Source organism: Streptomyces albus subsp. albus (assembly GCF_000719865.1).
Classification (GTDB): domain Bacteria; phylum Actinomycetota; class Actinomycetes; order Streptomycetales; family Streptomycetaceae; genus Streptomyces; species Streptomyces albus_E.
This window is the reverse complement of the sequence record NZ_JOID01000008.1, coordinates 114,715-128,188: the sequence shown is the minus strand read 5'-3', so window position 1 is coordinate 128,188 and position 13,474 is coordinate 114,715. Positions and strand designations below refer to the sequence as shown.

At 76.2% G+C, this 13,474-nt stretch carries 11 protein-coding genes; 10 read left to right on the top strand and 1 reads right to left on the bottom strand.

Features of this window, described 5'->3' with window-relative positions; genetic code table 11:
* Window positions 1-71: 71 nt before the first annotated feature.
* Window positions 72-1,616 (top strand): 3-hydroxyacyl-CoA dehydrogenase, encoded by a 1,545-nt coding sequence (locus IF83_RS0109390; RefSeq protein ID WP_030543624.1) that lies wholly within the window; start codon window positions 72-74, stop codon window positions 1,614-1,616.
* Window positions 1,613-2,203 carry a TetR/AcrR family transcriptional regulator gene (locus IF83_RS0109385; RefSeq protein WP_030543623.1) on the top strand — a complete coding sequence of 197 codons (591 nt, stop codon included), beginning with the start codon at window positions 1,613-1,615 and terminating at the stop codon, window positions 2,201-2,203. Before IF83_RS0109390 ends, IF83_RS0109385 begins: the two co-directional genes overlap by 4 nt.
* A gap of 60 nt (window positions 2,204-2,263) precedes the next feature.
* Here the strand turns inward: IF83_RS0109385 and IF83_RS0109380 are convergent, their stop codons facing one another.
* Window positions 2,264-2,755 carry an Lrp/AsnC family transcriptional regulator gene (locus IF83_RS0109380; RefSeq protein WP_037679345.1) on the bottom strand — a complete coding sequence of 164 codons (492 nt, stop codon included), beginning with the start codon at window positions 2,753-2,755 and terminating at the stop codon, window positions 2,264-2,266.
* Window positions 2,756-2,952: 197 nt separating this feature from the next.
* On the opposite strand from IF83_RS0109380, the gene pdhA reads away from it, so the two are divergent.
* The 8 genes from pdhA to IF83_RS0109340 all read left to right on the top strand — a co-directional run bounded on the left by pdhA (window position 2,953) and on the right by IF83_RS0109340 (window position 13,399).
* Window positions 2,953-4,134: a pyruvate dehydrogenase (acetyl-transferring) E1 component subunit alpha gene (gene pdhA, locus IF83_RS0109375; RefSeq protein WP_030543621.1), complete on the top strand. Its 1,182-nt coding sequence runs from the start codon at window positions 2,953-2,955 to the stop codon at window positions 4,132-4,134.
* A gap of 53 nt (window positions 4,135-4,187) precedes the next feature.
* A complete protein-coding gene (locus tag IF83_RS0109370) occupies window positions 4,188-5,183 on the top strand; it encodes an alpha-ketoacid dehydrogenase subunit beta (protein ID WP_030543620.1) in 996 nt (331 codons plus the stop codon).
* On the top strand, window positions 5,183-6,904 hold the full coding sequence (locus IF83_RS0109365; RefSeq protein WP_030543619.1) for a dihydrolipoamide acetyltransferase family protein: 1,722 nt from the start codon (window positions 5,183-5,185) through the stop codon (window positions 6,902-6,904). Before IF83_RS0109370 ends, IF83_RS0109365 begins: the two co-directional genes overlap by 1 nt.
* Before the next feature lie 300 nt (window positions 6,905-7,204).
* Window positions 7,205-8,152, top strand: coding sequence for a DUF6457 domain-containing protein (locus tag IF83_RS0109360; protein ID WP_030543618.1), 948 nt, complete (start codon window positions 7,205-7,207; stop codon window positions 8,150-8,152).
* Window positions 8,149-10,506: a molybdopterin-binding protein gene (locus tag IF83_RS33045; protein ID WP_051722617.1), complete on the top strand. Its 2,358-nt coding sequence runs from the start codon at window positions 8,149-8,151 to the stop codon at window positions 10,504-10,506. The genes IF83_RS0109360 and IF83_RS33045 overlap by 4 nt, the downstream gene beginning before the upstream one ends.
* The gene (locus tag IF83_RS0109350; protein WP_030543616.1) at window positions 10,503-11,597 is read left to right on the top strand and encodes a potassium channel family protein; all 1,095 of its coding nucleotides are present in this window, start codon (window positions 10,503-10,505) and stop codon (window positions 11,595-11,597) included. The genes IF83_RS33045 and IF83_RS0109350 overlap by 4 nt, the downstream gene beginning before the upstream one ends.
* A gap of 16 nt (window positions 11,598-11,613) precedes the next feature.
* A complete protein-coding gene (locus tag IF83_RS0109345; RefSeq protein ID WP_030543615.1) occupies window positions 11,614-12,591 on the top strand; it encodes an NAD(P)H-quinone oxidoreductase in 978 nt (325 codons plus the stop codon).
* 172 nt (window positions 12,592-12,763) lie between these two features.
* Window positions 12,764-13,399: a hypothetical protein gene (locus IF83_RS0109340; protein WP_030543614.1), complete on the top strand. Its 636-nt coding sequence runs from the start codon at window positions 12,764-12,766 to the stop codon at window positions 13,397-13,399.
* Window positions 13,400-13,474: the final 75 nt, after the last annotated feature.

Below are 13,474 nucleotides of genomic sequence, written 5' to 3'. Positions count from 1 at the left end.
CGATCGGTCGGGACAAGGGGCTGTGGAAAACTCCGGAGAACTCCTCGTCCCCGGGTGAAAGGGATGTGCGCATGACCGCAGCCGGGCAGGCACCGGACCCCGTCGGGACGGACCGTACGGTCGCCGTCGTCGGCACCGGCACCATGGGCGCCGGCATCGCCCAGGTCGCCCTCGTGGCCGGCCATCCCGTCAAGCTGTACGACGCCGTGCCCGGCCGGGCCGCAGAGGCCGCGGAGGGCGTCGCCGCGCGCCTCGGCCGGCTGGTGGACAAGGGGCGCATGGCGCCCGCCGACCGCGACGCGGCCCGCGCCCGCCTCACCCCCGCCGCCTCGATCGCCGAACTGGCCGACGCCGCGCTCGTCGTGGAGGCCGTCGCCGAGGACGCCGGGGCCAAGCGGGAGCTGTTCACGGCCCTGGAGGAGGTGGTCGCGGACGACTGCCTCCTGGCGACCAACACCTCCTCGCTCTCCGTCACCGCCGTGGCGGGCGCCCTGCGGCTGCCGGGGCGCTTCCTCGGACTGCACTTCTTCAACCCGGCGCCGCTCATGCCGCTCGTCGAGGTCGTCAGCGGCTTCGCCACCGACGCCCCGGCGGCCGGCCGCGCGTACGCCACGGCCGCGGCCTGGGGCAAGACCCCGGTGCGCTGCGCGGACACCCCCGGCTTCATCGTGAACCGGGTCGCGCGCCCGTTCTACGCCGAGGCGTTCCGGGTGTACGAGGAGCGGGCCGCCGACCCGGCCACCCTCGACGCCGTCCTGCGCGAGTCCGGCGGCTTCCGGATGGGCCCGTTCGAACTGACCGACCTCATCGGCCAGGACGTCAACGAGGCCGTCACCCACTCCGTGTGGGAATCCTTCTTCCGTGACCCGAAGTTCACGCCCTCCCTGGCCCAGCGGCGGCTGGTGCAGTCCGGGCTGCACGGCCGCAAGTCCGGCCGCGGCTGGTACGACCACGGGGCGGACGCCGAGCGCCCCGCGCCGCACACCGCGCCGCCCTGCGAGGCCCCCGCCGTGGTCGCCGTCCACGGCGACCTGGGGCCGGCGACGGCCCTGTGCGCGCTGATCGAGGAGGCCGGAATCGAGGTCACCCGGGACCGGACGCCGTACGCCCCGGAGGGCTTCCTCGCGCTGCCCGGCGGCACCCGCCTCGCCCTGACCGACGGCTCCCCGGCCACCACCGACCAGGCCGGCACGTACATCAAGTTCGACCTGGCGCTGGACTACCGGACCGCGGCCCGCGTCGCGCTGGCCCCCTCGGAGCGGGCCGACCCCGAGGCGGTGTCGGCGGCCATCGGTCTGTTCCAGGCGCTGGGCAAGCAGGTCAGCGTGATCGATGACGTACCCGGCCTGATCGTCGCCCGCACGGTCGCCATGCTCGTGGACTTCGCCGCCGACGCGGTGGGCCGCGGGGTGGCGAGCGCCGGCGACGTCGACACCGCCATGCGGCTGGGCGTGAACTACCCGCGCGGACCGCTGGAGTGGGGCGAGGCCCTGGGGGCCCGCTGGGTGAGGAACGTCCTGTGGAACCTCGACCGGGTCCACCCCACCGGCCGCTACGCCCCGTCCCCGTACCTGCTCCGCCGGGCCGCCGCCGAAGAGAACCTGCTTGAATCATGACCATGGCCAAGCGCGACACCTACACGCCCGAGTCGCTCCTCGCGGTCGCCGTCGGGGTGTTCAACGAGCGCGGTTACGACGGCACCTCCATGGAGCACCTCTCGCAGGCCGCGGGGATCTCCAAGTCGTCGATCTACCACCACGTGCGCGGCAAGGAGGAACTGCTGCGGCGGGCCATAAGCCGGGCGCTGGACGGCCTGTTCGCCGTGCTCGACGAACCGGGCGCGCGGGAGGGCCGGGCGGTGCGGCGGCTGGAGCACGTGACCCGGCGCACCGCCGAGGTGCTGATGACCGAACTGCCGTACGTCACCCTGCTGCTGCGGGTGCGCGGCAACACCGGCACCGAGCGCTGGGCGATGGAGCGCCGCCGCGAGTTCGACCAGCGGGTCGCGGCCCTGCTCAAGCAGGCGGCGGCGGACGGCGATCTGCGCGAGGACCTCGACGCCCGGCTCGCCACCCGGCTCCTCTTCGGCATGATCAATTCCATCGCGGAGTGGTACCGCCCGGACGGCGGCGGGGCGGCCGAGCGCGAGCGGGTCGCGGACGCGGTGGTGCTCATGGCCTTCGGCGGCCTGCGCACCTCCTGAGCGAGCGGACCGGCCCGGCCGGCTCCGGCTCCGGCCGGGCACGCGGGGCGCGAGCCGGGGCTACGGCTCGGGGCCGAGGTCCGTCTCCTCGAAGACCAGCAGGGTGCGGGTGCTGAGCACCTCCGGGATCGACTGGATCCTGGTGAGCACCAGCTCCCGCAGCGCCCGGTTGTCCTCGGTGTGCACCAGCAGCAGCACGTCGAAGTCCCCGCTGACCAGGGCGATGTGGGCGGCCCCCGGCAGTTCCTGCAGCTGTTCGCGGACCCGGCGCCAGGAGTTCTGCACGATCTTGAGGGTGATGTACGCGGACGCGCCCTGGCCGGCCCGCTCCTGGTCGACCCGGGCGCTGAAGCCGCGGATCACCCCGTCCTCGACGAGGCGGTTGATCCGCGCGTAGGCGTTGGCGCGCGAGACGTGCACCTGCTCGGCGACGGACCGTATGGAGGCGCGGCCGTCCGCGCGCAGGATCCGCAGGATGTCGCGGTCGATGGAGTCGAGCGGCCGTGCGGGGGGCCTCGGCACGTCACCGGGGGCCATCTGTTCAGCCGGCATTTCCCTGCGCCACCCCCTCTTGGACGTCCTGTGCACATCCCACGCCGTGGAAAACCGTTTGTCCACAGGCTGAGGCCGCCTGTAGCCAAACTGTGCCGACGGACCGAACAATCGGTAGGGGAGTCCACCCCGCTCCGCGTCCGAAGCCCCCCGCCCCCCGGCGCATCCCGCCGGGGCAGTCCAGGAGGTGTTCGTCCATGACGGTCCTGCAGCAGACCGCCACGTCTCCCCGGCCGGTCCCGCCGCCCGCCTGGCGGCCCCGCACCGATCCCGCTCCCCTGCTGCCGGACCGGGAGCCGTTCCGCGTGCTCGGTACGCCCGCGGCCCGCGACGCCGACCCGGAGCTCCTGAAGCGCCTCTACGCCGCCCTGGTGCGCGGCCGCCGCTACAACACGCAGGCCACCGCGCTCACCCGGCAGGGCCGGCTCGCCGTCTACCCGTCCAGCACCGGGCAGGAGGCGTGCGAGGTCGCCGCCGGCCAGGTCCTGGCGGAGCGCGACTGGCTCTTCCCCAGCTACCGCGACACCCTCGCCGCCGTGGCCCGCGGTCTCGACCCCGTCCAGGCCCTCACCCTGCTGCGCGGCGACTGGCACACCGGCTACGACCCCCGCGAGCACCGGGTGGCCCCGCTGTCCACCCCGCTGGCCACCCAGCTCCCGCACGCCGTGGGCCTGGCGCACGCCGCCCGCCTCAAGGGGGACGACGTCGTGGCGCTCGCCATGGTGGGCGACGGCGGCACCAGCGAGGGCGACTTCCACGAGGCGCTGAACTTCGCCGCCGTCTGGCGGGCCCCGGTCGTCTTCCTCGTCCAGAACAACGGCTTCGCCATCTCCGTACCGCTCGCCAAGCAGACCGCGGCGCCCTCCCTGGCGCACAAGGGCGTCGGCTATGGCATCCCCGGCCGCCTGGTCGACGGCAACGACGTCGCCGCCGTCCACACCGTCCTGGACGAGGCGGTGCGGCGCGCACGCGCCGGCGGCGGGCCCACCCTCGTCGAGGCCGTCACCTACCGCATGGAGGCGCACACCAACGCCGATGACGCGACCCGCTACCGGGAGGCGGAGGAGGTCGAGGTGTGGCGCGCCCACGACCCGATAGCGCTGCTGGAGCGCGCGTTGCGGGAGGCCGGGCACCTGGGTGACGAGGACGTGGCGGCCGCGCGGGAGGCGGCCGAGGAGATGGCCGCCGGCCTGCGGGCCCGGATGAACGAGGACCCGGTGACGGAGCCCATGGACCTCTTCGAGCACGTCTACGCCCGGCGCACCTCGCAACTGCGCGAGCAGGCCGAACAGTTGCGCGCCGAGCTGGACGCCGCCGAGGAGACGGAGCAGACGGAGCAGACCCAGCACACGGAGCAGACGGGGGAGGACCACCGGTGACCACCGCACCGGCCGCCGAGAAGCCGGCCACGACCACGCGCAAGCCCGCCACCATGGCGCAGGCCCTCAACCGCGCCCTGCGCGACGCGATGGCCGCCGACCCCGCGGTGCACGTCCTGGGCGAGGACGTCGGCGCCCTCGGCGGGGTCTTCCGGATCACCGACGGGCTGACCGCCGAGTTCGGCGACGACCGCTGCACCGACACCCCGCTGGCCGAGGCGGGCATCCTCGGCACGGCCGTCGGCATGGCGATGTACGGGCTGCGGCCGGTCGTCGAGATGCAGTTCGACGCCTTCGCCTACCCGGCCTTCGAGCAACTGCTCAGCCACGTCGCCAAGATGCGGAACCGCACCCGCGGTGCCATGCCGCTGCCCATCACGGTGCGGGTCCCGTACGGCGGCGGCATCGGCGGCGTCGAGCACCACAGCGACTCCTCCGAGGCGTACTACATGGCCACGCCCGGCCTCCACGTCGTCACCCCCTCGACGGTCGCCGACGCCTACGGGCTGCTCCGCGCGTCCATCGACTCCGACGACCCGGTGGTCTTCCTGGAGCCGAAGCGGCTCTACTGGTCCAAGGCCGACTGGACCCCGGAATCGCCGGAGCCCGTCGGCCCCCTCGGCCGCGCCGCGGTCCGCCGCACCGGCCGCTCGGCGACGCTCATCTCCTACGGACCGTCCGTGCCCGTCTGCCTGGAGGCGGCCGAGGCGGCCCGCGAGGAGGGCTGGGAGCTGGAGGTCGTCGATCTGCGCACCCTGGTGCCGTTCGACGACGAGACGGTGACCGCCTCCGTCCGCCGCACCGGCCGGGCCGTCGTGGTGCACGAGGCCACCGGGTTCGCCGGCCCCGGCGCGGAGATCGCCGCCCGCGTCACCGAGCGCTGCTTCCACCATCTGGAGGCCCCGGTGCTCCGCGTCACCGGCTTCGACATCCCGTATCCGCCGCCCATGCTGGAGAAGCACCATCTGCCCGGCGTCGACCGCGTCCTGGACGCGGTGGCCCGGCTCCAGTGGGAGGCGGACTTCACCGGCCGCGAGGGGGCCCGCTGATGGCCGCCGTCCGTGAGTTCGCGCTGCCCGACCTGGGCGAGGGGCTGACCGAGGCGGAGATCGTCCGCTGGCTGGTGGAGGTGGGCGACGTCGTCGCCGTCGACCAGCCCGTCGTCGAGGTCGAGACGGCCAAGGCCATGGTGGAGGTCCCCTGTCCCTACGCGGGGGTGGTGACGGCCCGGTTCGGTGAGGAGGGCACGGAACTCCCCGTCGGCGCGGCGCTGCTGACCGTCGCCGTGGGCGCCGGGTCCGCGGCGGACGGCGGCGCGGGCTCCGGCGGCTCCGGAGACTCCGGCGGCTCGGCCGGTCCTGCGGGCCCGGCCGGATCACAGGGCACGGGGCCGGAGGGCTCCCGTGCGCCCGCCGCGGCGGTGAACGGGGCGGCCGGCGAAGCGTCCGGCAACGTCCTGGTCGGCTACGGCACGGGCGCGCCTCCCGCGCGCCGGCGCCGGGTCCGTCCCACGGGCCTCGGCGGCGGCACCGCCGCGGGCCGCGCCCCGGCGGCTCCCGGGGCCGCCGGCTCCCGGAACGGCTCGCGCCCCGGAGGCGGCTCCGCCCCGTCCGGGCCCGGCGGGACGGGCTTCCGCGAGCCGGGGGTGGAGATCGCGCCCGGAGCCACCGCCGGCCCGGCCCCCGCCGGGAGCACCGGTACCGGAGCGGCCGCTCCCGGCGTTGCCCGCGCCGTCGGCGCGGACGGAGCCCCCACCGGGACGGACCGGCGGGACGGCCCGTTGGCCGTCATCTCCCCGCTGGTGCGCCGGCTGGCCCGGGAACACGGCCTCGATCTACGGCAGTTGACGGGCTCGGGCCCCGAAGGGCTGATCCTCCGCGCCGACGTCGAGAACGCGGTACGGCGGGCGGCCGAGCGGAGCGGCCCGGCCGCGCCGGTCACGGCCCCGGACACGGCGGCCTCCGCGGACCCGCACCCGGCCGGTACCCGTGCCGGTGCTCCGGGAACCGGGGCCTCCCGGGCCTCCGCGGCTCGTACGGGCACCTCACCGGCGGCCGCGGCGGCCGGACAACGGGGCCTGCGCTCCGAGCGGATCCCGCTGCGCGGCGTGCGGGGTGCGGTCGCCGACAAGCTGTCCCGCAGCCGGAGCGAGATCCCGGACGCCACGACGTGGGTCGACGCCGACGCCACCGAGCTGCTGGCGGCGCGGGCGGCCATGAACACCCCGGGCCGCCCCAAGGTGTCGCTGCCGGCGCTGCTGGCCCGGATCTGCACGGCGGCCCTCGCCGAGTATCCGGAGCTGAACTCCACCGTGGACACCGCCGCCCGCGAGGTCGTCCGGCTCCCGGCCGTGCACCTGGGGTTCGCGGCGCAGACCGACCGGGGCCTGATGGTGCCGGTGATCCGGGACGCCCACACGCTCGGAGCCGCCGCCCTGTCGGCGGAGTTCGCCCGGCTCACGGAGGCCGCCCGCGCCGGGCGGCTCACCCCCGCCGAGCTGACCGGGGGCACCTTCACCCTCAACAACTACGGGGTCTTCGGGGTCGACGGCTCCACACCGATCATCAACCACCCCGAGGCGGCCATGCTCGGCGTCGGCCGGATCGCCCCGAAGCCCTGGGTGCACCGGGGGGAGCTGGCCGTACGGCAGGTGGTGCAGCTGTCGTTCACCTTCGACCACCGGGTGTGCGACGGCGGCACGGCCGGCGGCTTCCTGCGCTACGTCGCCGACTGCATAGAGCAGCCGGCCCTGCTCCTCCGCACGCTCTGACCCGCGCCCCCGGCCGGGCGGGCCCGGGGCCCGGACCCACCCGGCCGGGTGCATGCCCGGTCCGGGCCGGCTCGGTTCATCGGTTCCGGTACGGCCGGGTCCGGGCCGGACCCGCGCCTTCCCGTACCGGGGCCGGGTCCATGGGTGCCGCCCCGGTCCGAGCCGACCGGGTCCGGTGCTCTTCCTTCCCGCCGTGCCGGGTCCGGGCCGGCCCCGGCGGAACGCGGCCGCGGGCGCCGGAATCCGGCCCGGCGGGTGGCCGGTTGTCCGGGCCGGGCGGGGCCCGGTGATACTCGGGGCATGACTGTGCTGGTGTACGACGCCGTGGTGCTGGCCGGCGGTGCCGCGAAGCGGCTGGGCGGTGCCGACAAGCCCGGACTGCGGGTCGGCGGCCGGCCCCTGCTGGACCGGGTGCTGAGCGCCTGCGCGGACGCGGCCGGGACGGTCGTCGTCGGCTCCCGCCGTCCGACCGTACGGCCCGTGCGCTGGACGTTCGAGCAGCCGCCGGGCGGCGGTCCGCTCGCCGCGCTCAACGCCGGGGTCCGTCTGGTCGACGCCCCGGTCGTGCTCGCGCTCTCCGCCGATCTCCCCTTCCTGACGGCGGACACCGTACGGGCCCTGCTCACGGCCCTCGACGCGCCGGACGCGGACACCGATGCGGACGCCGGCGAGGGAGCGGCGACCGGCCGGCCGGAGAACGCGGACCGCCCGCCCGGCCCCGCCCGCCCCGACGGGGTGCTGCTGACCGACGCCGACGGCCGGGACCAGCCCCTCGTCGCCGTCTACCGCACCGAGCCGCTGCGCCGCGAACTCGCCCTGATCGCGGCCGAACACGGCGGCCTCGCACACCTCCCGCTGCGCCTGCTCACCGCCGGTCTGTCGCTCCGCCGGCTCCCGGCCCCCGACCCCGCCGCGGCCTTCGACTGCGACACCTGGGACCACCTTGCCGCGGCCCGGGCCCGCATCAGGGACCATGGGCGGGTGTTGGACGAATGGATTTCCGAAGTCAAGCAGGAACTCGGCATCGAGCTGGACGTGGACACCGCCGCGCTCCTCGATCTGGCCCGTGACGCCGCCCACGGGGTCGCCCGGCCCGCCGCCCCGCTGACCACCTTCCTGGTGGGGTACGCGGCCGGTCACTCCGGGGGTGGTCCCGAGCAGGTACTGGCCAACGTCCGCCGGGCCGCGGCGCTCGCCGCGCGCTGGGCCGAGGAGGCGGGCGAGGCCCCGGGGAAGACCGACGGATGACGCACCGGGGAGCGGACCGCGGTGCCGCCGGCGCCGACCGGGACGTCGACGAAGCCCTCGCGATCGCCAACGACGGCCTGTCGTCGCCGCGTACGGCCGTGACGCCGTCCGCGGGACGCGCCGCGGAGCCGGTGTCCGGCACCGGGGACCATGCCCGGGCGTCGGCCGGACCGCCCGGCGGACCGTCCTCCGGGTCCCCCGGGGAACCGCTCGCCGGGCAGGACGACGCCTGGGATCCCTGGGAACGGATCAACGGTGAGGAACCCCCGGACGCAACGGCGTCCCGCACCCGGCGGCCCGGACCGGCCTCCGGCGGGCGGCCGGGCGACGGGCACGACCGCGACCACGGGCACGACCGCGACCACGGGCACGGCCACGACCACGGACAGGGAGACGAGCACGGGTACGGGCGCCCCGGCGCGACCGCTCCCGGGCCCCCGGATGCCCGGGCGGGCCGCGCCGGGCACACCGGGGGGCCGGGCACCCCGGGGTCGTCACCGGGGGAACGCCCCGGGCACCGGCACGGAGCCATGCCGTGGGCCGAGGCCCGCGCCACCGCCGCCCGTGCGGTGCGCGGTCCGCTGACCCCGGAGGTCCGTCAACTCCCGGCAGCGCTGGGCAAGGTGCTCGCCGAGCCGCTCACCGCGCTCACCGATCTGCCGTCCTTCGACTCCTCCGCGATGGACGGCTGGGCCGTGTCCGGCCCGGGCCCCTGGCGGATCGACACCGGCGGGCCGGGCGTCCTGGCCGGGGACGACGGCCTCGTACCGCTGGAGGACGGCCACGCGGTCCGTATCGCGACGGGGGCGCGGGTGCCGCCGGGCACCACCGGCGTCCTCCGCAGCGAGTACGGCGAGATCCGCCGGCGCCCGGCCGCCCGAGGAGCCGGTCCCGGCCCGGGCCGAGCGGGCGGCGAGGATGCCCGCGGCCGTGCCGCCGCCGCCGGCGGCACGGCGCGCGGCGGCGAGGACGGCGCGCAGGACGGCCCGGGGGACGGCACCCAGGACGGTTGGCGGGACGGTCACCGGGACGACTCGGGGAAGAGGCATGGGGACGGCCCGGGGAACGGCACCCAGGACGGCTCGGGGAACGGTCACCAAGACGGCTCGGGGAACGGTCACCAGGGCGGCCCGGGGTACGCCCGCCGGGACGGCAGCCGCGGCAGCGGTGCGGCGGCGGTCCACCGGACCGTCAACTCCCGCGAATCCCGCGAAGGCAGACGGAACACGGCCGGCTCCCCCGCCCACCCCGCCGCCGCCCACCACGGCCCCACCACTCGGGCACCCGCCCGACCCGGGGCCCCCGCCGAAACGCCCGCCGGCCCCGAAACCGCCGCCACCCCGGAGGCCCCGGAGGCCCCGGAGACCCCCGCCCCCGGCGAGGCCTGGCTGCACACCACCGGTGGCCGTACCGTCGTGCCCGGCCAGGACATCCGCCCGCGCGGCCAGGAGTGCCGCAGCGGTGACCGGCTGCTGGCAGCCGGGACGGCCGTCACCCCGGCGGTGCTCGGCCTCGCCGCCGCCGCGGGCTACGACGAGCTGCGGACGGTCCGCCGCCCGCGCGTGGAGGTGCTGGTGCTCGGCGACGAGCTGCTGCACTCCGGGCTCCCCCGCGACGGCCGCATCCGCGACGCCCTCGGCCCCATGCTCGGCCCCTGGCTGGAGGCACTCGGCGCGGAGGTCACCGGAACCCACCGGCTCGGCGACGATGCCGAGGTCCTGCACACCGCGGTCACGGAATCGGACGCCGACGTGATCGTCACCACCGGCGGTACGGCCGCCGGCCCGGTCGACCATGTGCACCCCGTGCTGCGCCGCGCCGGGGCCGAGGTGCTGGTGGACGGTGTCGCCGTGCGCCCCGGCCATCCCATGCTGCTGGCCCGGCTCGCGGCCGGCCGGCACCTGGTCGGCCTGCCCGGCAACCCGCTCGCAGCCGTCTCGGGGCTGCTGACGCTCGTCGAGCCCCTGCTCCGCACGCTCTCCGGGCGTGCCCCGCGCACCGCCGCGTACGCGCCGCTGGCGGAGGGCGCGCCGGGCCATCCCCGGGACACCCGCCTGGTGCCCGTGGTCCGCCGCACCGGCATCCCGGAGGCGTCCCCGTCCGGCACCCGGGCCGTCACGAGGACCGGCACCCGGACCGGCACCCGGACCGGCACCCGGACCGGCGCCGCGACCAGCGCCGCGACCAGCGCCGCGACCGCCCACCGGGCGGTGCCGCTGCGCTTCAACGGACCGGCTATGCTCCGCGGGATCGCCGCCGCCGACGGGCTCGCCGTCGTCCCGCCGGGCGGCGCCGTGGACGGGTCCATGGCGGAGATTCTCGAACTCCCCTGGTTCGAGGGGGAAACCGAGTGAAGCTGCCCAGTTACGACATCGCCGCACGGGACGCCTCGGACGCCACCGGCTTCCGCATCCAGCTGCCGCGCCGCATCGCCGCGCACCCCTTGCGCCAGGTGGTGCGGCGGCTGCTGCTGGCGCTGCTGGTCCTGGTGACCACCGTGCTGATCGTCTACGTGGACCGCGAGGGCTACACCGACAACACCGACAAGAGCGTCGACTTCCTCGACGCCGCCTACTACGCCACCGTCACCCTCTCCACCACCGGCTACGGCGACATCATCCCGGCGAGCGACAGTGCCCGGCTCGTCAACATCTTCGCGGTGACGCCGCTGCGGGTGATGTTCCTGATCATCCTGGTCGGCACGACCCTGGAGGTCCTCACGGAGCGCACCCGTGAGGAGTGGCGGCTGGCCCGCTGGAGGACCCACTTGCGCGACCACACCGTCATCATCGGCTTCGGCACCAAGGGGCGTTCGGCCGTGCAGACCCTGAACGCCAAGGGGCTGCCGAAGGACCAGGTCGTCATCGTCGACCCGAGCAGCAAGGTGATCGACTCGGCCAACGCCGAGGGCTTCGTGGGCGTGATAGGGGACGCTACCCGCAGCGACGTCCTGCTGCGCGCCGAGGCGCAGAAGGCCCGCCAGATCATCATCGCCACCCAGCGCGACGACACCGCCGTCCTCGTCACCCTGACGGCCCGGCAGCTCAACCGGGCGGCGAAGATCGTTGCGGCCGTCCGGGAGGAGGAGAACGCGCCGCTGCTGCGCCAGTCCGGCGCGGACGCCGTGATCACCAGCGCCAGCGCGGCCGGCCGGCTGCTCGGCCTCTCCTCCCTCAGCCCGAGCGCGGGCATGGTCATGGAGGACCTCATCCAGCAGGGCAGCGGGCTCGACCTCGTCGAGCGCCCGGTGGTCAAGGCCGAAGTGGGCCGTTCCGTACGGGAGACGGAGGACCTGGTGGTCTCCGTCCTCCGCGGCCACCGGCTGCTCGCCTACGACGACCCGACCGCGAGCCCGCTGCGCTCCACCGACCGCCTCATCACCATCGTCCGGGCCCGCCCCCGAGCGCAGGCCGCGGAGCCGGAGGACCGCCGTCCGCGGGAGTAGCCTCGCGGACATGTCCATTCACGCGATCACCATCCCCGAACCCGGCGGACCCGAGGCCCTGGTGTGGGCCCCGGTGCCGGATCCCGTACCCGCCGCGGGGGAGGTGCTGGTCGAGGTGGCGGCCAGTGCCGTCAACCGCGCCGACGTCCTTCAGCGCCAGGGTTACTACGATCCGCCGCGGGGCGCCTCGCCGTACCCCGGACTGGAGTGCTCCGGACGGATCGCGGCACTGGGCCCGGGCGTCGCCGGCTGGTCCGTGGGCGACGAGGTGTGCGCGCTGCTCTCGGGCGGCGGTTACGCGGAGAAGGTGGCCGTGCCGGCCGGTCAGCTGCTGCCGCTGCCGGAGGGCGTCGACGCGGTGACGGCCGCGGCCCTGCCGGAGGTCGCCTGCACGGTCTGGTCCAACGTCTTCATGATCGCCCACCTCCGGCCCGGCGACACCCTGCTGGTGCACGGCGGGGCGAGCGGCATCGGCACCATGGCGGTCCAGCTGGCGAAGGCGGCCGGGGCCCGGGTCGCGGTCACCGCGGGCAGCGCGGAGAAGCTGGAACGCTGCCGGGAGCTGGGCGCGGACATCCTGATCAACTACCGCGAGCAGGACTTCGTCCAGGAGCTGCGCCGGGCCACCGAGGGCGCGGGGGCCGATGTCATCCTGGACATCATCGGCGCCAAGTACCTGGACCGGAACGTGAAGGCCCTGGCGGTCAACGGCCGGCTCGCCATCATCGGCCTCCAGGGCGGCGTCAAGGGGGAACTCAACCTGGGCGCCCTGCTGACGAAGCGGGCCGCCGTCACCGCCACCTCGCTGCGCGCCCGCCCGGAGGCGGAGAAGGCGTCGATCGTCGCGGCGGTGCGCGAGCACGTGTGGCCGCTGATCGCGGCGGGCCGGGTGCGGCCGGTCGTGGACCGCACGGTGCCGATGCGGGACGCCGCCGAGGCGCACCGGGTGATGGAGGCCGGCGGCCACGTCGGCAAGATCCTGCTGGTGCCGTAGCGGCGCCTGCCCGTGGCGCCTGTCCGTGGCGCCCGGCGCACTGCGGGCGCGACGCCAGGGGGCCGGGGCGGCCCGGCTGCCGGCCCGGGCCCGGTGATCGGGATGCCGGGACGGTTCCCCCGTGTGACGCTGGACACCGTCCTGCCGTTTCGGTCCGGGAAGGGGTCCGGCGGTGACTCCGGTGTTCCGTTCCCGGCTCGCGTCGGGACTGCTGGCAGCCGCGGTGCTTCTTCCCGCGCCCCTCGTCCTTCTGCACGACCGCCTCTCCGGCGACGCGGAGCCGCGGGCCGCCGCCTCCCCCACCGCCCGTCACGAGGCCGGGGGCTCCGCGGGACGGCGGGCCGCCGAGGGGCGCGCCCGGCCGGGGCGGACCGGGCCCCCGGAGCCCCCGGCGGAGTCCGGCCCTCCCGCCCGCACTCCGCCGGGTGGCCTCCCGCCGTGGGAGCCGCCCGCGCGGGACCACGGGCCGGCGGCCGGGGGGCCGCCCTCCGATGTCTTTCCGTACGGATACGGATACGGATATGGATACGGAGACGGGTACGAGCCGTACCCGTCCGGCCCGCGTCCGTACGAGTGGGGCCCCGGCCGCCCGACACCGCCGGAGAAGGAGCCGGACGGCGGTACGGAAGCGGGCGGCGCCGGCGACGCCACGGACGCCGGCCCCGGCCCCGGCGCGGACACCGGAACCGGGACTCCGGCCGCCGTGCCGGCCGGCCGCCCGGCGGTACGGGTGCTGCCGCTCGGCACCGGTCTGCTGCTGATCGGTCTGGGGCTCGGCTACATCGGCTTCCGGCTGCGCCGCGACTGAAAACGGCGGGCCGCTTCGGTCCGCCCCTGTCCGCCCCCTGTCCCGCCGTCCGCTCCCTTCCACTCCCCTCCGTCC

Excerpts from the sequence above, each read along its gene's own strand:
- IF83_RS0109380 (WP_037679345.1), bottom strand. The coding sequence starts at position 2,755 with ATGCCGGCTGAACAGATGGCCCCCGGTGACGTGCCGAGGCCCCCCGCA.
- IF83_RS33045 (WP_051722617.1), top strand. The coding sequence starts at position 8,149 with ATGACGCACCGGGGAGCGGACCGCGGTGCCGCCGGCGCCGACCGGGAC.
- pdhA (WP_030543621.1), top strand. The coding sequence starts at position 2,953 with ATGACGGTCCTGCAGCAGACCGCCACGTCTCCCCGGCCGGTCCCGCCG.
- IF83_RS0109385 (WP_030543623.1), top strand. The coding sequence starts at position 1,613 with ATGACCATGGCCAAGCGCGACACCTACACGCCCGAGTCGCTCCTCGCG.
- IF83_RS0109365 (WP_030543619.1), top strand. The coding sequence starts at position 5,183 with ATGGCCGCCGTCCGTGAGTTCGCGCTGCCCGACCTGGGCGAGGGGCTG.
- IF83_RS0109370 (WP_030543620.1), top strand. The coding sequence starts at position 4,188 with ATGGCGCAGGCCCTCAACCGCGCCCTGCGCGACGCGATGGCCGCCGAC.
- IF83_RS0109390 (WP_030543624.1), top strand. The coding sequence starts at position 72 with ATGACCGCAGCCGGGCAGGCACCGGACCCCGTCGGGACGGACCGTACG.
- IF83_RS0109360 (WP_030543618.1), top strand. The coding sequence starts at position 7,205 with ATGACTGTGCTGGTGTACGACGCCGTGGTGCTGGCCGGCGGTGCCGCG.